Raw genomic sequence first — 18,616 nt, 5'->3', positions numbered from 1 at the left:
ATATAATATAAAATAAGAGTTTTGTGTCGAAAGGAGGTGCAAGCATGATCAATTTCCACAAATATGCATTCTTAGACTGCAAAAAGCTAAAAAGATATATAGAAAATGATGACTATTGGCTATGCCAATATAATCCAATTTGGTTATTTGTATGGAGCGATTACTATAAGCCTGAGATTTGCTTTAGACATGATTTTACATTCATCAGATTTATGATGCCTGATGTTGGAATGTGTTATTATCCTCCAATTGGCAAAGGCGATTTAAAAAAGGCTATGAAGGATATCGAAGAGGATGCGAGGGAGCGTGGATTTGATTTTTACTTAGCACCAGTACCAGATTCTATGGTAAACCCTATTTCTAAGTTTAGCGATAAGCTTTATGAAAATAGAGATTTCGATACATATATTTGTTCATCTGATGCCCTATCTTTCTTTAAAGAGAAGGAATATAAAGAAAAAAGAAAGCTTTGTGAAAAGTTTGAAAAGCAGCATAGAGATGCAGTTTATAAACCAATCAAGAAGGATGACTTTGGATTAATATTAGAATTTATTACCGATTGGAATCAAGACCATAAAGATCAATATAATACTCCATATTTTTATAAGCAATTAAATATGATTAAGAAATGTATGGATCACTTATATGAATTAGATTTATTTGGAATTATCCTTATGGATGAAAAAAAGGTATATGGAGTTGCGATTGCATCCTTAGTTGGTAATGTTGCAACATTACATGTAAATTTAGCACTAGATAGTATTCCTGGTGCATCTGAAGAATTAATGCAATGCTTCGCAAGAACTACATCCTTAAGAGCAAGATATATCTCTTTAGAGATGGATAGTGGAAATGAAGAAGAAAGAAAAAAGAAATCTTCTTATAAGCCTATTAAATTAGAGAAGTACTTTGCAACATTTAATCTTTAATTTTCAAACAAAAAGTAATATAATAGTTCATAAAGAGTTTAAGGTCTTTTAGGCCAGGAGGAGTAAAAATGGAAAACAATAAGAGAAATATGCCTAGCACCCCAGACCATATTGAAAGTGCACCAAATCCAAATATTCCAGAAAGTGTATGGGCTGATGGTGTACCAGCAAATATAGATGAGGCTGATAAGATTAAGCCTGAAGAGCTTCATAATATGGCAATTGATTATGTTATGAAGAAGGTAATTCTACCTAAGGGATTTAAGATTGAACAGGGCTTTCCTAGAAGAGATTTCCCTAATATCGTTATGAAAAGGGATGGTATAATCTACATGGTTGTAGTATTCCCATCAGTTTTCCCAAGCTATGCAACACCAAATGACGATTTCCGTTTAAAGATTGTTGAAAACGCAAAGAAGTTTGATGCAGTTGCATTATACGCACCAGTAGGATATAAATCTATTGATGAAGAGCGTGCTAAGGCACAGCTTACATTAAAGGGAGATGTATTCCAAACTACATTCCCAGGATTCATCCGTCTAACAGATGCACCTACACAGGATTTTAATGTAAAGCCTGAGGAATTATTCCGTCCATAGAACAAAAAGAAGATGGTTCAATAATAAAATGAATCATCTTTTTCTTTTTCTCTTCTTATAATGTTTATAAACTAAATACGCAACAGTAATAGAATGTTTATATGCTGATATATGTCCATGATGGATATATTGTTTCATCTTTTGAAAATTATCTGATATTATAATATCATGAGTTAAAGATTTAAAATCTTGATTCATAAAAATCACCATCAATATTGTATCAAAAAAGGAGTTACTCTTATGACTGATTATAATAATCTTTTTGAAAATGAAGAAAAATATTCAAAGATTATAAAATATTTAAACGAAAACCCAATAGATAATTTAGAATTTAATCCTAAAAAAGGCTACATCTTAATTGATTATAATCCAAAGGTTAAATCAAAAAATGATGGAGATACATTACATAGTCTTCCAAAATTTTTTGATATTAGATTTATGGATAAACTAGCAGGTGATAAAAAAGAAGCGATTGAGATAATGGAATATTTTAAGAAGACCAATAAAGGTGCTTTAAAGGAAAATTTAATGAACTATTTGAAAAAAACTGATTTATCTATGGAAAAATTAGGAAAAGAAGCTTGTGTATCTAAACAGACAATATCTAAAATCATTAATGGACAGTTAACTCCTAGAAAGAAGACTATTTTTGGGCTTGCGTTTGCGTTTAAATTAAACTTAAAAGAAACAGAAGAATTATTATCTTATGGAGGATACACTTTCAATCCAACAGATCCATTTGATGTGGTAGTAGAAGGTGCTATAACATATGGATATGATTTAGAAGAAACAAATTATATTTTAGAAAAACTAAATCTAGATACATTTGGGATAAAATAAAAAGGAGGAGTCCCCCCCTTTTATTCTTGGTTTTCAGATACAGATAAGTTATTCTGATGCATAACTTCAATTGCTTCCATATCTTTCTTTACAAATCTGAAACGATGGATATTAATGAATAAGTTAATTAAATATATAATTGGAACTATTGCTGATATTAATAGTGCTAGAAGTACTTTTATTACAAATGCTGCAATAAGCATCATTCCTGCATATAATCTATCTCCTAGTATCCTATCTGCTAATCTTGTGCAAATCTTCCATGCAGGGAAAAAGCAAGCAAGGACATATATGATACCACCAACTATTCCTTGTTCTTTAAACATTTGTGGACCTGTAAAGAAGAAAATGAATATTGCTGTTGCAATTAAGACAATACTACACCAAATGACTCCACCTTTAAGTTCGGCTTTTACTTCATCATGAGAGTTTTTAGCACAATCATAACAATAATGGCCAGTAGTTAAATCGAAGCAGTCCTTGCATAAGTTCTTACCACAGCCTGGACATGTACCAACTGCTTCTCTATTAGAATGATAATAACAAATCATAAATATAGTGAGATATACACTGTACTGTAAATCTCCCTCCCTTTCTTTTTTTCTTGTTGTACAGAACATTTTCCATAATTATAACATCAGTATTTTTTAAAATTGTCACTTCAGAAGCGACACATTTAGAACTCTAAGAATTTATAATTTATTAAATAAATTTTAAAAATTAGGGTGGAAAAAATGGAGAACAAAAGAGAAATGGAGGAAGTTAATATCTATGTTTTAACAAAGATAAAACCTCCTTTTTCTGAGGTTCTCTTTTCTTTTTTGAAAATAAAAAAAGTAAGCTTGAATTCTGTTTTAAAAAAATCTGATTTAGATAGAAGATATGTATCTAAATTTAAAATGAAAACATATAGACCAGCTAAGAATACAGTTAAAGCTTTATCTATAGGTTTAAGGCTAAACTTAGAAGAAACTATATTCTTTTTGAAATCAGCAGGATATTCTTTATCTGAATCATTAGTTGATGATTTAGTTTTTATGTTTTGTATAGAAAAAGAAATATATAATATAGATGAAGTTAATCAATTATTATATGATTTAGGGTTTAGTATACTTGGTACAGTCCCTAGAGAATAAAATAAAAATATTTTTTTCTTGACTCTATATTAATTATTTAATATAATTATGATGTTGTAACATGCACCACTTAGAAAGGGTCAAAAATGGATAAAATCCTACCCTAATAGTGTGTCTTAAATAATGAAGGAGGTAATACGACATGTATGCAATTGTTGAAACTGGTGGAAAGCAAGTAAAGGTTGAAGTTGGCGAAGCTATCTATGTTGAAAAGGTAGAAGTAGCAGAAGGCGAATCTTATACTTTCGATAAGGTTTTATTAGTAGCTGGTGAAAAGACTCTAGTTGGTGCTCCTTATGTTAAGGGCGCAACAGTAGTTGCAAAGTGCGAGAAGCAGGGAAGAGGCAAGAAGATTACAATCTACAAGTATCGTCCTAAGAAGCATTCTGCATCTAAGAAGGGTCATCGTCAGTCATATACTAAGTTTGTTGTTGAAGCTATCAATGCTTAATTATGACTACTTATTATATTGAACGTAAAACAAATGAAGCATTAATTGAGGTTAAGGGACATGCAGGATGTGGCACGAGTGGTCATGACATTGTATGTGCTGCAATCTCTATGGCCTGTCAAATGACAGCTAATCTCATTGACAAATTAGATTTACGTTACAACATCTTAGATCTTGTTTGTGAGGAAGGCTATTTCAGATTACAGGTTAAAACTGATAATCATGTAGTTTTAGGTATCTTTGATAATTTAGAAGAACATCTAATCGAATTACATAGTCAGTATCCTAAATATTTAAAAATGAAGAAATAGGAGGATTCAAGATATGTTACTTAAGCTAAATATTCAGTTATTCGCATCTAAAAAAGGTGTAGGTTCAACTAAGAACGGCCGTGATTCTGAAGCAAAGCGTTTAGGCGCAAAGGCTTCTGATGGCGAGGTTGTTACAGCTGGTTCAATTTTATACCGTCAGAGAGGTACTAAGTTCTTCCCAGGAGAGAATGTTGGTCTTGGTGGAGACGATACTCTATATGCAAAGATTGCTGGAACAGTAAAGTTCGAGCGTAAGGGACGCGACAAGAAGCAGATTTCTGTTTACCCAATCGCTGAATAATTAAATTGCAAGAATTTAGCCCAATGTACCATAATGTATTTTGGGCTTTATTTTTTATGTTAGGAGGGGAAATCCATGTTTATAGATTCCGCTACAATGGAAATCACTGCTGGTAAGGGCGGTGATGGTATAGTTGCATACCGTAGAGAGCTTAAAGTTGAGCGCGGAGGACCATATGGTGGTTCTGGTGGTAAGGGTGGCTCTGTCATCTTTATTGGCGATGAGGGTATGTCAACATTATTAGATTTAAGATACAATAAGGTTGTAAAAGGAAATCCTGGTGAAAAGGGTAAGAATAAGGGTATGTATGGCGCTAATGCTGAAAATACCTATATTAGGGTTCCTGTTGGTACAACTATTTTTGATGATGATAATGGTAAGGTTATTGGCGATATCACTGAAAACAAGCAAGAGGTAATTGTTTGTAAGGGTGGTAGAGGTGGCCGTGGTAATATGGCATTTGCAAATGGTGTAATTAAGTGCCCTGATTTCTGCGAAAAAGGAGAACCAGGTGAGCATAAATTTATTCGCTGTGAATTAAGAGTTTTAGCTGACTGTGGACTCGTTGGCTTCCCTAGTGTAGGTAAGTCTACATTAATTTCTGCAGTAAGCCAGGCTAGACCTAAAATTGCAGCTTACCACTTTACTACATTACAGCCAAACCTAGGTATGGTACGTTTATCTGATGGTAGAGATTTCGTTATGGCAGACTTACCAGGTATCATCGAAGGAGCACATGAGGGTGCTGGCTTAGGACTTCAGTTTTTAAGACACATTGAAAGATGTAAGGTTATCGTTCATATTGTAGATATGGCTGCAGTAGATGGTAGAGATCCATATTCTGATTATGTTATTATTAATAACGAATTAAAGGAATACAAGATGAATCTTGCAAACCGTCCTATGATTGTTGTTGCAAATAAGATGGATCTACCAGGAGCTAAAGAGAATTTAGAGGAATTCAAGAAGAAGGTAGATGTACCTATTTATGAAATTAGTGCATATACAAAGGAAAACCTAGATGCACTACTTTATAAGATTGCAGATACATTAGATTCTACAGAGGCATTTAGCTTATTTGAAGAGGATGAGCTTGATGTTGTTGAATATGGCTTAGAAGAAGAAAAGAAGCCATTTGTTATCGAAAAGCAGGATGATGGTGTTTATAACATTACAGGAGATAAGATTAGAAGAGTTATTGAAATGACTGACTTTGATTCTGATACTGCAAGATACCGTTTTGCACGTCAGTTAAGAGCTTATGGTGTAGATGATGCATTAAGAAAACTTGGCGTTAAAAATGGCGATACTGTAAGAATTTATGATATTGAATTTGAATTCATAGAGTAAAAATTAAGGGAAAACCCATATTGGTTTTCCCTTTTAATTATCCTCTATTCCGGTTTGTTCTAAATATTCTAAATATTCCTCGTGAGGAAGTATTTCCATGTTTTTAACCTTAAAAAGGTTATTTTCTTTTGCAATATACACATAATTTTGTACATTGATAGAAGGATTGTCCATATAAACGTCTATCATTTTGATATAATTATCTATCAAATATCTCACTCTTGCATGACCATCAAGTAGGACATATTCATCATCGATGATACATACAGGCACAACAAATGTTTCGTTTTCTAAGTGCTTTTCAATAGCCTTATATTTATCCATATCTATAAAGAATTTTGAAGGCTGTAAGATATCTATAGGAAGCTTAAATGTTTGGATTTCATCAAATCCTAAATAAAAGCTTCTATCTGAATTATAAAATCTAATGACATTTTTATTATATTTTCTAAATTCATTTATAGCATCCTTGATAAATATAATACTATCATATTTTACTAAAGCTTGATTTTGATTAATCTCAAATTCATAATGATAAATTTCTTTTCCATTATACACTGTAAAGCAATTTCCTAAGGCTTTATTATCAAATGTATAAAAATTATCACATCTATCTCTTTTAATCTGCATTCTATCACCTTTTATGATTATACAAAGTTTTATTTCATTTCACAAGGAGTTAATAGAATTGAATTCTATCACTTTAAGTGATATAATTAGGAAAATATTGCTTTTTATTTGGAGGTATGATTTTATGAACGATTTAATGAGAGAAAAAATTTTAAGAAATCTTGAATCAAATAGCCGTATTGACCTACATGACTTATCTGTTATGCTAGGGGTTGAAGAGGCTATGGTCGCCAATGAAGTCGCCCAAATGGAGAAAGAACATATTATTTGTGGATATACTACCCTAATCAATTGGGATAACACATCAAAGGAAATAGTTACAGCATTAATAGAGGTTAAGGTTACTCCACAAAGAGGAATTGGATTTGATTCTATCGCAGATAGAATTTCTAAATTCCCTGAAGTTACAAGCTGTTATTTAATGAGTGGTGGCTTTGACTTTGCAGTATTTATTGAAGGAAAATCTATGAAGGAAGTTGCAAGATTTGTCTTTGATAAGCTTTCTACCTTAGATTATATCTTATCTACTGCAACTCACTTCGTATTAAAGAAGTATAAGGATCATGGTGTAGATCTTTATGAAGAAAAGAAAGATGAACGTATGTTGGTGAGTGCATAATGCGAAACTTTCTTGCAAAGAAAGTCCTAGATTTAAAGCCAAGTGGAATCCGTAAATTCTTTGATATCGCATCTGAAATTGAAGGCTGTATTTCTTTAGGTGTTGGAGAACCGGATTTCGATACACCATGGCATATAAGAGAAGAAGGTATCTATTCTTTAGAAAGAGGAAAGACACATTATACTTCGAATGCTGGATTAAAGGACTTAAGAATTGAAATATGTAATTATTTAAAAAGAAAAAATAATTTAGATTATAAGTGGGATAGTGACGTATTAGTTACTGTTGGTGGTAGTGAAGCAATTGATATTGCCTTAAGAGCTATGATTGAAGATGGCGATGAGGTAATTATTACTACTCCATGCTATGTATCCTATGAGCCTTGTGCAATTATGGCAGGAGCTAAGGTTAAAACAATTCCGCTTAAAAATGAAAATGAATTCCGCTTAACTGCAAAAGAGCTTGAAGAAGCAATTACTCCTAAAAGTAAGATATTATTAATGAATTTCCCTAATAACCCAACAGGGGCTATTATGGAAAGAAAAGACTTAGAAGAAATTGCTAAGGTAGTTATAGAACATGATTTAGTTGTAATCTCTGATGAGATTTATAGTGAACTAACCTACTTTGGAAATCATGTATCTATTGCAGAAATTCCTGGGATGAAGGAAAGAACTATTTTAATCAATGGTTTTTCTAAATCCTATGCAATGACAGGCTGGAGACTTGGATTTGCAGTAGGACCTAGCGAAATTATTCGTCAGATGATTAAAATTCATCAATTTTGTATTATGTGTGCACCTATTACAAGCCAGCATGCTGCAGTTGAAGCATTAAGAAATGGGGATAGTGATGTAACATATATGCGTGAAGCATATGATGAAAGAAGAAGATATCTTCTTTATCGATTCAAGGAAATGGGCCTTCCTTGCTTCACACCTAAGGGAGCATTCTATGTATTCCCTGACATTCGTAAATTTGGTATGAGTAGCGAAGAATTTGCGATTAAATTATTAAAAGAGCAAAAGGTAGTTGTTGTACCTGGTTCTGCATTTGGTGAATCTGGTGAGGGATTCATAAGAATCTCTTATGCATATTCTATCGATGATTTAAAGAAGGCCTTGGCCCGAGTAGAGGAATTTATTAAAACATTAAAGTGATTTTTAAGGACTTGAAATGTTAAATTTTAAGTCCTTTTTGTCGGAAAGGAGATTTTTATGGAAAAGTATGAGATTCATAAATTTTTAGAAGAGTATAAACAAAAGCTTAGCGATATGTATCAGGCTTTACAGATTGAAGAAAAAGAACCAAAGCTTAAAAAATTAAATGATGAAATTGCAAGCCCAGAATTTTGGAATGACCAAAAGCGTGCTCAAGCCATTATTGTTGAAGCAAATGCCTTAAGAGATACCGTTTTAAGCTATACCACTGCAAATACACAGTATAAGGATATATCTGATATGGTAGATTTAGCTTTAGAGGATACAGATGCTATGATGATGCTTGAAGAATCCATAGAAGAATTTAAAAAATATATGGCTTCCTTAGAAGAAAAAGCTTTATTTACAGGAAAATATGATTTTAATAATTGTATTTTAGAATTACACCCTGGTGCTGGTGGAACAGAATCTATGGACTGGGCAGATATGCTATATAGAATGTATACTAGATTTTGTGCTAGAAAGGGATTTAAATGTAATGTGATTGATTTCCAAGCTGGAGATGAGGCTGGTATTAAATCCGTAACATTATCCATTGAAGGACCATATGCCTATGGCCTTCTTAAGGCAGAGCGTGGTGTACACCGCTTGGTACGTATTTCTCCATTTGATTCAAATGCGAGACGTCATACATCCTTCTGTAGCTGTGAAATTGCACCACAAATAGAAGAAACAAATGATATTGTAATTCCTGAAGAGGATTTAAGAATTGATACATTCTGTTCTTCAGGTCCTGGTGGACAAGGTGTTAATACAACATATTCTGCAGTAAGAGTTACACATAAGCCTACAGGCTTATTTGTTGCTTGTCAAAAGGAAAGAAGTCAAATTAGAAATAAAGAAATTGCTATGACTTTATTAAAATCAAAGCTATTAGAGCTTGAAATTAAAAAACAAGAAGAGGAATTAGCTAAAGAAAAAGGAGAACAAATGGGTATCAATTTTGGTTCTCAAATTCGTTCTTATGTTTTTTGTCCATACACATTAGTAAAAGACCATAGAACCGATTATGAAATGGGAAATATTACTGCTGTAATGGATGGCGATATTGAAGGTTTTATGCTTGAATATTTAAAGATGAAGGCTGGTGCTAAAAATGAATAATGAAAAAAAGGAAGCTTTAGAAGAAATTAAAGTTATCGAAAAGAAAAATAAGTCTAATTATAAAAAGTGGCTTATGCAATATGCTTGGATTACATTTGGTGTAATACTTACTACAATTGGATATTACTTTTTCTTTTCTCCAGCAAAAATAGTCGCTGGTGGAGTCAGTGGTATTTCAATTATTTTTGAACCAGTTTGGCACAATATAGAATGGTTTAAAGATTCCTATTTTATTTACGGACTTGAAGCAATATGTTTAATTTTAGGTTTAGTTTTTATTGGTAAGGAATTCTTTATAAAAACAGTTTATGCTTCTTTATTATTTCCAACACTTGTTTTCTTGTTAGAATTAGTAGTTGAAAAAGAGGTAATCTATTATTCAATAAGCGAAGGAAATCGTTCTTTAATGTGTATGGCACTAGGAGCTATTTTAACTGGTGCTGGTGTAGGTGTTGCATTAAGACATGATGGATCTACTGGTGGTATTGATGTCGTTCAAAAAATCATTTCAAAATATGCAAAGATACCACTATCTCAAACAATGTATTTTACCGATTGGGTAATTGTTGTTTTAGCTGGTTTATCCTTTAATCCTTTCGCATATAATATCGAATTTGTTGTATTTGGTTCTGTTGCAGTAATCATTGAGGCATATATCATTGATTATATTGCATTATCTATTAAGCCAAGAAGAACAGTATATGTAGTTTCTGATAATCCACAGGATATTAAGAATTTAATCTATACAGAGCTTGATAGAGGAGTTACCTTCTCTCCTGTACAAGGAGCATATACAAATAAAGAAAGAACAATGGTTATTTGTACAATGGATAAGAATGAGGCTTATCGAATTGTTGGTATGATTTCTAAAGTAGATCCTAAGGCATTTACTTTTGTAACCTCTTGTAAAGAGGTTCGTGGCGAATATGATAAGAGAGGTTTATTTTAATGCTTGTTGAAAAGATAGAGAAAACCAAAAAAGGAATGTATAAAATTACAGTTTTAGGTAAGGAATATCTTTTTAGTGAGGATACTATAGTAGAATACCGTATGACCTTAGGTCACGAAACAAATGAAGAAGAATTAAAAAATGCTTTGAAGAGAGAAGAACTTCAAAGCTTTTATTCTAAAGCTTGTAGTTATCAAATTAGATATGCTAAAGGTGAGGTTAAGGTTAGAGAGTATTTAAAGAATAAAGAAGTCTCTAAAGAAGGAATTAATCAAATCATCGATAAGATGAAAAAGAATAAAATTTTAAATGATAATGATTTAATTGATTCTATTATTTTATTTTTATCTAGAAAGGGTAATGGCAAGGCATTAATTAAAGAAAAGCTTTATCAAAGAGGCTTTTATAAGAAGGACATAGAAGAAAGAATGGAATATATGGATATGGAGGAATATAAAAATGGCTTAATTAAGCTATATCAAAAGGTTTCCCATAAGTATGATAAATATGATCCATATATTAAAAAAGAGAAGCTAAAAGCTTATCTTTTATCTAGAGGATATACTTACTCTGAAATTGTTTTCCTGTTCTAATTTAACTTGTTAAATTGTGAATTCTATAATATAATAATAGTAACTGCGTTACGATATAAAGAGAGAAGGAGTGAAATTATGTCTGTTCGTGAAAAAATTAATGGAGATTTCCTTTATTATTTTGACCAAGGAAAGGTAACTGATGCTTATCAGGTATTTGGTGCACATTTAGTAAAGGATGAAAATGGTTATATTTGTGCATGTGAATTTGCACTATATGCACCAAATGCTGACAAGATTTACATCATCGGTGAATGGAACTACTATCAAGAGGGCCAAACAGAGATGTATTGCATCGATGAGAAGGGTATTTGGTATGCAAGAATTGAAGGTAATTATGAGTGGAAGGCATATAAGTATGTCATCTACACAAAGAATGGACAGCGTTTAATTAAGGCTGACCCATATGCATTCTTCAGTGCATATCGTCCTGCACAGGATTCTAAGGTTTATGATATTGATGGCTATTGGTGGAATGACCAGGATTGGATGTTCACACATGAAAAGAGTTATGATAAGCCTTTAGCAATTTATGAAATGCATTTAGGATCTTGGAGAAAGAAACCAGATGGTTCATTCTATACAACTGCTGAGCTTGCTCCAATGGTTGTAGATTATATAAAGCAGTATGGATTTACTCATGTTGAGGTAATGCCTGTTTATGAGCATCCACTAGATATGTCTTGGGGTTACCAGGGTACAGGTTATTATTCTGTATCTGCAAGATGGGGAGTTCCTAAAGACTTCATGTATTTTGTTGACTTATGTCACCAAAATGGTATTGGTGTAATTATGGACTGGGTTCCTGGCCATATTTGCCGTGATGCCCATGGTTTATATATGTTTGATGGTACTCCATTATATGAGTATTCTAAACCTGAAGATAGAGAAAATGTTGAATGGGGAACTGCAAACCTAGACTTAGGTAAGGGTACAACAAGATCATTCCTATTCTCTAACGCAATGTTCTATATGAATTATTTCCATATTGATGGTTTCCGTGTAGATGCAGTAAGTAATTTAATTTACTGGTTAGGAAACTGCAACCGTGGTGTTAATGAAGGAGCATGTGATTTCTTAAGACAATGCTCTAGATTAATCTTTGGTAAGGATGATAGAGTTCTATTTATGGCAGAGGATTCTAGTGCCTATGGTAATGTAACAAAGCCAGTTGATTTTGGTGGACTAGGATTTAACTATAAGTGGGATATGGGTTGGATGAACGATACATTAAAGTATTTCAAGCTAGACCCAATCTATAGAAAGTATCATCATCACCAGTTAACATTCTCTATGATGTATTTTTATAGTGAGCAGTTCTGCTTACCACTATCTCATGATGAGGTAGTTCACTGCAAGGGCTCTTTATTAAATAAGATGCCAGGTGATAGATGGCAGCAATTTGCAAACTATAGATTATTATTAGGATATATGTTTACTCATCCAGGAAAGAAGCTATTATTCATGGGAGATGAATTATCAACTTATGATGAATGGCATTATGAGGGTGAGCTTGCATGGAATATCCGTCAATACCCAGATCATGACGCATCTGCAAGATTTGTTCGTGATATGACATTAGTATATAAGTATCATGCACCATTATGGCAAGCAGATTACTCTACAAATGGATTCTATTGGATTCAAGCAGATAATGCAGATCAATCCTTATATATCTTCGCAAGAGTTGCAAATGATCCAAAGGATCAATTAGTAGTTGTAATGAACTGTACACCTAATACATATGATAATTATAGAATTGGTGTACCTGAGGCTGATTTCTATGAAGAGGTAATTAACTCTGATAAGGATATTTATGGTGGTTCTAATAGAATCAATCCATTCCATTTACCTGTTCAGGATTATGGTCAGGACAATCAGGCACATTCTATTTTAATGACAATTCCACCTTTAGGTATTTCTATTCTAAAGCCTATTTATGTACCAAAGCCAGTTGTAGAAGAGGTTAAAGAGGAAAAAGAAGAAAAGCCTGTAAAAAAGGCAGCTCCTAAGAAAAAGGTAGAAAAGACTGAAGAGCCAGAAAAGAAAGCCGCTAAGAGACCTGCAGTTAAGGCTCCTGCTAAGAGTGGCACAAAAGAAACAAAAAAGAAAACTTCTTAATTATTAAATATATTCAATATATTTTATAAAAATAATATATTTTATAAAAATTCATCGTTTCCGAAACTTTTTGCGATAAAGTGTTGAAAGTTTCGGAAATATTATGATACAATGCTTTTGGTAGTTTTCGAAAATGGAGGGAAACAAATAATGAACAATTATCCTAATTTTAAGGACAAAGAAACATTTAAGAAGGCATTCAAGGCTTATTTAGAAGCTAAGTATGCTATTGATTTTGAAAAGTCAACACCATATCAGCAGTACGTAGTACTTGGTGAAATGATTAGATATTATATTGCTAAGGACTGGAACAATACAAACCAGGTTACATTTGATACAAAGGCTAAGAAGGTATATTACTTCTCTATGGAGTTCTTAATTGGCCGTATGATTACAAATAACCTAATGAATGCTGGTGTTTACAATGTAGTAAAGGAAGCATTCGATGATATGGGTATCGACCTTAATGAGGTTGAGCACCAGGAGTCTGATGCAGGTTTAGGTAACGGTGGTTTAGGCCGTTTAGCTGCTTGCTTCATGGATTCTGTTGCATCCTTAGGTTTACCTGTACATGGTAACTGTATTCGTTACCGTTATGGTTTCTTCGAGCAGGGTGTAGTTAATGGATATCAGGTTGAGCATCCTGACCGTTGGTTAAAGGATGTACATGTTTGGGAAATCCGTAAGGATGACCAGGCAGTTGAAATTCCATTCTATGGATATATTCAGATGTCTACAGTTAATGGTAAGTTAGTTGTTGAGCATAAGGATGCTGAATATGTAAAGGCAGTACCTTATGATGTACCTATGATTGGTGCAGGCAACCATATCGTTAATACATTAAGATTATGGAGTGCTGAACCAGCTTCAACATATCCAGAAAATGATGCATTCCAGTATGCTAGAAATTTAAGAGAAATTTCTTCTATGCTTTATCCAAATGATGATACTGATGAGGGTAAGCTACTTCGTTTAAAGCAGCAGTATTTCTTTGTTGCTGCAGGTGTTAACGGAGCTATCCGTCTACATAAGAAGACTTTCGGTACTGTTAAGAATTTAGCTGATAAGGTAGTATTCCATATCAACGATACACATCCAGCATTAATCGTTCCTGAATTAATGAGAATTTTAGTTGATGAGGAAGGCTTACCTTGGGAAGAGGCTTGGAATATTACTAAGAACTGCTGTGCTTATACAAACCACACTATCTTAGCAGAAGCACTTGAAAAGTGGCCAGTTCACCTATTCAAGAGATTATTACCAAGAATCTATACTATTACAGAAGAAATTAACCGTCGTGTATTATTAGAGATTGCTCAGACTTATGGTCCAAACTCTAAGCAGGCTTATGATATGGCTATCATTAAGGATGGTCGTGTACATATGGCAACTCTTGCAATCCATGGTTCATTTAGTGTAAATGGTGTTGCTGCATTACATACAGAGATTTTAAAGAATATCGAAATGAAGGTATTCAACGATTACTATCCAGGAAAGTTCAACAACAAGACAAATGGTATTACTCATCGTCGTTGGGTTGCACAGTCTAACCCTGAGTTAGTTGAAATCTTAAATAAGTATTGTGGTGAAGAATGGATTAAAGATCCAGAGAAGTATTTCCCTCTATTATTAAAGATTGCTGATGATCCAAAGGCTCAAAAAGAATTCGCAAAGATGAAGAAGGCTCGTAAGGATGCTTTAGCTGCTAAGATTTTCAAGGAGCAGGGTATTTCCTTAGATACTAATTCTATCTTTGATGTTCAGGTTAAGAGATTACATGAATATAAGCGTCAGTTAATGAACGCATTACATATTATGTATATTTATAACCGTTTAAAGAGCGATGCTGAATTCAAGAAGAATTATCATCCTCATACATTCATTTTCGGTGCTAAGGCAGCTTCTGGTTATGTTTTAGCTAAGAAGATTATTAAGTTAATCAACACTATTGCTGATAAGGTTAATAACGATTATGAAACTAATTCCTTATTAAAGGTTGTATTCTGTGTTAACTATAATGTTACATATGCAGAGACTATTATGCCAGCTGCAGATGTATCTGAACAGATTTCAACAGCTTCTAAGGAAGCATCTGGTACTGGTAATATGAAGTTCATGATGAATGGTGCAATTACTTGTGGTACATTAGATGGTGCTAACGTAGAAATTGGTGAATTAGTTGGCGATGATAATATTGTTATCTTCGGTATGACAGCTAAAGAAGTTACTGATTTATATGAGCAGGGTGGTTATAATCCTTGGGATTACTATAACAATGATGAAAGAATTCATCAGATTATTGATCAGCTTACAAATGGCTTCTTTGATCATGTTGATCCAAATGAATTCCAGATGATTCGTGATACATTACTTGGTAAGGATAATTACTTTGTATTAAAGGATTTCGATTCTTATGTTAAGGCACAAGAAAAGATTAACGAATTATATAAGGATCAAAAGAAGTGGTTACATATGTCTATTGTAAACATTGCTAAGTCTGGTTTCTTCACAACAGACCGTACAATGAGACAGTACAACCAAGACATTTGGCATGTTAGCCCTATCCAAACTGTAAAGGCTCCAGCTAAGAAGGATACAGAAGCTAAGGCTCCTGCAAAGAAGGCTCCAGCTAAAAAGACTACAGCTAAGAAGGCAGCATAATAATAATTTATAAAAATTAGGGGATTCATATCCCCTATTTTTGTCTATGGAGGGACTATGCTAGAATTTAAAAAATACAATGAACTAGAAGAAAAATTAAATCATCAAAAGAAAATTACTAGAATATGGTCACTCATTCGGGCAATTTTAGCCATAGCTTCCATTATTTTCATTATTTGCTTATTATCTATAGGTGATTACCTCCTATATGGATTATTATCTGGCGTTTTTTTAGCTTTATTCTTTATTTCCGTTAGTTTATCGAATCCAAGCTATAAAGCCTTAAAAATTATAGAAAATAAGCGTAAGGTTTATGAAAGACACAACCAAAGAAGAAATAAGAATTTTTCTCATTTTTCAGATAATGGAATTGAATTTAAGGATAAGGAAGATTATAAGCTATCTGATTTAGATATCTTTGGTCCAAAATCCTTATATCAATACCTAAATGAGGCTAAAACCCCTTTAGGTAGAGCACTTCTTGCAAAACAATTCAAGGATCCAATTGAATTAGATTCTAACTTTAAATCCATGGTTAAAAATCTAGCTGAAAATGAGGATTCTTTAGAACTTGAAGCATCCCTAATGGAGTTTAAAAAGGGACAAGCGGGTATTACAACAGATGAATTTCTATCTATTGTAAGTAAAAAAATAGAGTTTAAAATATGGTATTTTATACCAATAATAAGCTTTATTTTAATGCTAGTATATATACCATTTATCTTTATATTTGGTATAAATCCATATATTCCATTAGTATTCTTAGGTGTTAATTTTATATCAAGTAAGCTACTTATTCGTGATGATATTTTAACTAAGGATGCGAATAGCTATTATTATTTATCTGATTTATATGTAGACTTATCGTTATCGATTAAGAATACAAATATAGAGGATGAATATTATCAAATTTTAAAGAAAAAAATAGTAGATGAAATTCCTCTAATTAAAAAGATTAGAGGTATCTATACTTTCTTAAATATTCGAAAGAATTTATTACTTAATATTATATTAAATATAATATTTTCCTTTGATTCTATTATGATATTAATACTAAGATTTAAGATAAAAAATGGTATTGAATTAAAGGATTCTTTAAAATCTATTTCATTAATAGAACTTGCCTTATCCTACAAGAATATTGGTATGGATAATATGGAATATTGTGTTCCAGAAGATGGAGATAAAATAGATGCAATAGATATGTATCACCCATTTGTTTTAAACTGTATTCCAAATTCTATTTCCTTAGATTCTGGTATTGTACTTACAGGATCGAATATGAGTGGTAAAACTACATTCATGAGAACCTTAGGTATTTGTATTCTACTTAAAAATGCAGGTTCAATTGTTCCTGCAAAAAGCTTTAAGGCACCAAATATGGATATATATACATCCTTACGTGCAAATGATATGCTACAAGAAGGAGTATCTACCTTCTATGCAGAAATCAAAAGAATGAAAAAAATTAATCAAGCAATTAAAGAATCTAAATGCTTAGTATTAGTTGATGAAATATTTAAGGGAACTAATGCCTTAGAAAGAATAGAAGCATCTAAAAAAGTAATTGAAAAGCTGAATAATTATCATGCAATATTTATAATCTCTACCCATGATTTTGAGCTTTGTGATACAAAGGGGATTACAAATTATCATTTTGAAGAAAATTATATTGATGATAAGATTTCCTTTGATTACAAATTAAAAAAGGGTCCTGGTATTAAAGGTAATGCATTATACCTACTTAAAATGTCAGGAATTATAGAAGAGTAAGAAAATGGCTTAGGCCATTTTTTTACTTTTATTTGTTTTTATATTTAAAAAATGATAATATATTATATAATAATATAGAGGTGGTGTAGATGATGTTCCTATATGAAATTTGGATATTCAAATTAGACTTTTCCACCATACTTTCCTTTGTTCTTGGTATTGGAATTGGTATGTTGCTTCTAAGTCTAATCTATGCCCTTATTGTCGTTTCATCAATGAGGGATAAAAAATATGCCGCCAAGCTTCAGGCCAATGACTTAAAAGCATCTGAAGCAGAAGAAATGATTCAAATCGCTATGGCTGCCTTTAAGGATAAAACCTTAAGAGGAGACCAAAAGGAAATGGAGCATTTTAAATATGTTTCTATGAATTTGGTTTATGGAATAGCATCTCGCTTTTATCCAGATTCCAAGCATCCATTTTTTGAATTAACGATAGATGAATCCTTAGAGCTTATTTCTTATGTAAAGGAAAGATTAGATGAAATCTTAAATCATAGAGGTATTAAGCTTTTAAGAAGATTAAAAATATCACAGATTATGTCTTTAACAGAAACGACCATGCAGGTTGTGGATTCTAAAGCATATGAGGTTGGTATAAATTTACAAAAGACGATTAAGGTATCCTCTTATGTACTTAGTGTTATTAACCCACTAAATCTTATTAAGAAGGGTACAATAGATGTTGGTGTACATGTCATCATGAAAAAGATTTATATTGCCACCTTGGGTATTATTGGTGAAGAGGCTTATAAGATTTTCTCAAAGTCTTATAAGAATTATTCTGAAACCATTGATGGTGGTGTTACAGAAGAATTAAAGAATATGGATAAAGAGTTATTATCTTCTTTAAATCAAGAAACACCAAAATTAGATAATAGTCCTAAGACAATTACTTCATTTGATGCAAAAATGAAAAGTAGAGTTGTAGTTGCAAATGAAGTAAGAGATGAATATGATCCATTATTTGATGAAACTAAACCATTAAAAAAGAAAAACTCAAAAAAGAGTATTGTTCATGAGTAGGGAG

At 32.3% G+C, this 18,616-nt stretch carries 20 protein-coding genes; 17 read left to right on the top strand and 3 right to left on the bottom strand.

The genetic code is table 11. The features are described from left to right. Window positions 1-44: 44 nt before the first annotated feature. Both EI71_RS03035 and EI71_RS03030 read left to right on the top strand, forming a co-directional pair. Window positions 45-929, top strand: a complete 885-nt coding sequence (locus EI71_RS03035; protein WP_119015780.1) for a phosphatidylglycerol lysyltransferase domain-containing protein — start codon at window positions 45-47, stop codon at window positions 927-929. A 68-nt stretch (window positions 930-997) separates the two neighbouring features. Next, on the top strand, window positions 998-1,528 hold the full coding sequence (locus EI71_RS03030) for a hypothetical protein (protein WP_119015779.1): 531 nt from the start codon (window positions 998-1,000) through the stop codon (window positions 1,526-1,528). Window positions 1,529-1,561: 33 nt separating this feature from the next. Here the strand turns inward: EI71_RS03030 and EI71_RS10100 are convergent, their stop codons facing one another. Continuing rightward, window positions 1,562-1,726, bottom strand: a complete 165-nt coding sequence (locus EI71_RS10100; protein ID WP_162849712.1) for a hypothetical protein — start codon at window positions 1,724-1,726, stop codon at window positions 1,562-1,564. Between the two features lie 42 nt (window positions 1,727-1,768). Here EI71_RS10100 and EI71_RS03020 point away from each other — a divergent pair, with 42 nt between their 5' ends. After that, window positions 1,769-2,368, top strand: coding sequence for a helix-turn-helix domain-containing protein (locus EI71_RS03020; RefSeq protein WP_119015777.1), 600 nt, complete (start codon window positions 1,769-1,771; stop codon window positions 2,366-2,368). A 20-nt stretch (window positions 2,369-2,388) separates the two neighbouring features. Here EI71_RS03020 and EI71_RS03015 read toward each other — a convergent pair whose 3' ends face one another. Beyond that, the gene (locus EI71_RS03015) at window positions 2,389-2,919 is read right to left on the bottom strand and encodes a hypothetical protein (protein ID WP_119015776.1); all 531 of its coding nucleotides are present in this window, start codon (window positions 2,917-2,919) and stop codon (window positions 2,389-2,391) included. 291 nt (window positions 2,920-3,210) lie between these two features. On the opposite strand from EI71_RS03015, the gene EI71_RS03010 reads away from it, so the two are divergent. From EI71_RS03010 to obgE, 5 genes are all read left to right on the top strand, one after another. Then, window positions 3,211-3,504, top strand: a complete 294-nt coding sequence (locus EI71_RS03010) for a hypothetical protein (protein WP_211321016.1) — start codon at window positions 3,211-3,213, stop codon at window positions 3,502-3,504. Window positions 3,505-3,646: 142 nt separating this feature from the next. Next, window positions 3,647-3,955, top strand: coding sequence for a 50S ribosomal protein L21 (gene rplU / locus EI71_RS03005; RefSeq protein WP_119015774.1), 309 nt, complete (start codon window positions 3,647-3,649; stop codon window positions 3,953-3,955). 2 nt (window positions 3,956-3,957) lie between these two features. Continuing rightward, window positions 3,958-4,266, top strand: a complete 309-nt coding sequence (locus EI71_RS03000; RefSeq protein ID WP_119015773.1) for a ribosomal-processing cysteine protease Prp — start codon at window positions 3,958-3,960, stop codon at window positions 4,264-4,266. A gap of 13 nt (window positions 4,267-4,279) precedes the next feature. Beyond that, the gene (rpmA, locus tag EI71_RS02995; protein WP_162849711.1) at window positions 4,280-4,567 is read left to right on the top strand and encodes a 50S ribosomal protein L27; all 288 of its coding nucleotides are present in this window, start codon (window positions 4,280-4,282) and stop codon (window positions 4,565-4,567) included. 75 nt (window positions 4,568-4,642) lie between these two features. After that, a complete protein-coding gene (gene obgE / locus EI71_RS02990; protein ID WP_119015772.1) occupies window positions 4,643-5,917 on the top strand; it encodes a GTPase ObgE in 1,275 nt (424 codons plus the stop codon). 33 nt (window positions 5,918-5,950) lie between these two features. On the opposite strand, the gene EI71_RS02985 is transcribed toward obgE, so the two are convergent. Further along, window positions 5,951-6,547, bottom strand: coding sequence for a hypothetical protein (locus EI71_RS02985; RefSeq protein ID WP_119015771.1), 597 nt, complete (start codon window positions 6,545-6,547; stop codon window positions 5,951-5,953). Window positions 6,548-6,683: 136 nt separating this feature from the next. Between EI71_RS02985 and EI71_RS02980 the strand changes: the two genes are divergently transcribed. The 9 genes from EI71_RS02980 to EI71_RS02940 all read left to right on the top strand — a co-directional run bounded on the left by EI71_RS02980 (window position 6,684) and on the right by EI71_RS02940 (window position 18,612). Continuing rightward, window positions 6,684-7,166: an Lrp/AsnC ligand binding domain-containing protein gene (locus EI71_RS02980; RefSeq protein WP_119015827.1), complete on the top strand. Its 483-nt coding sequence runs from the start codon at window positions 6,684-6,686 to the stop codon at window positions 7,164-7,166. Continuing rightward, window positions 7,166-8,326, top strand: a complete 1,161-nt coding sequence (locus tag EI71_RS02975) for a pyridoxal phosphate-dependent aminotransferase (protein ID WP_162849710.1) — start codon at window positions 7,166-7,168, stop codon at window positions 8,324-8,326. Before EI71_RS02980 ends, EI71_RS02975 begins: the two co-directional genes overlap by 1 nt. 57 nt (window positions 8,327-8,383) lie before the next feature. Beyond that, window positions 8,384-9,490, top strand: coding sequence for a peptide chain release factor 2 (prfB, locus tag EI71_RS02970; protein ID WP_119015769.1), 1,107 nt, complete (start codon window positions 8,384-8,386; stop codon window positions 9,488-9,490). Then, a complete protein-coding gene (locus tag EI71_RS02965; RefSeq protein ID WP_119015768.1) occupies window positions 9,483-10,439 on the top strand; it encodes a YitT family protein in 957 nt (318 codons plus the stop codon). The genes prfB and EI71_RS02965 overlap by 8 nt, the downstream gene beginning before the upstream one ends. Further along, window positions 10,439-11,032: a regulatory protein RecX gene (locus tag EI71_RS02960; protein ID WP_119015767.1), complete on the top strand. Its 594-nt coding sequence runs from the start codon at window positions 10,439-10,441 to the stop codon at window positions 11,030-11,032. Before EI71_RS02965 ends, EI71_RS02960 begins: the two co-directional genes overlap by 1 nt. A 78-nt stretch (window positions 11,033-11,110) precedes the next feature. Continuing rightward, entirely contained in the window at window positions 11,111-13,153 is a 2,043-nt protein-coding gene (glgB, locus tag EI71_RS02955) for a 1,4-alpha-glucan branching protein GlgB (protein WP_119015766.1), read from the top strand. A 150-nt stretch (window positions 13,154-13,303) separates the two neighbouring features. Beyond that, a complete protein-coding gene (locus EI71_RS02950) occupies window positions 13,304-15,814 on the top strand; it encodes a glycogen/starch/alpha-glucan phosphorylase (RefSeq protein WP_119015765.1) in 2,511 nt (836 codons plus the stop codon). A gap of 57 nt (window positions 15,815-15,871) precedes the next feature. After that, window positions 15,872-17,587, top strand: a complete 1,716-nt coding sequence (locus EI71_RS02945; protein ID WP_119015764.1) for a MutS-related protein — start codon at window positions 15,872-15,874, stop codon at window positions 17,585-17,587. A gap of 215 nt (window positions 17,588-17,802) precedes the next feature. Next, on the top strand, window positions 17,803-18,612 hold the full coding sequence (locus tag EI71_RS02940; RefSeq protein ID WP_162849709.1) for a hypothetical protein: 810 nt from the start codon (window positions 17,803-17,805) through the stop codon (window positions 18,610-18,612). Window positions 18,613-18,616 lie beyond the last annotated feature (4 nt).

The sequence above is a fragment of the Anaeroplasma bactoclasticum genome, from assembly GCF_003550015.1.
Lineage (GTDB): Bacteria > Bacillota_I > Bacilli_A > Acholeplasmatales > Anaeroplasmataceae > Anaeroplasma > Anaeroplasma bactoclasticum.
This window is presented reverse-complemented; position numbering and strand designations above follow the sequence as displayed.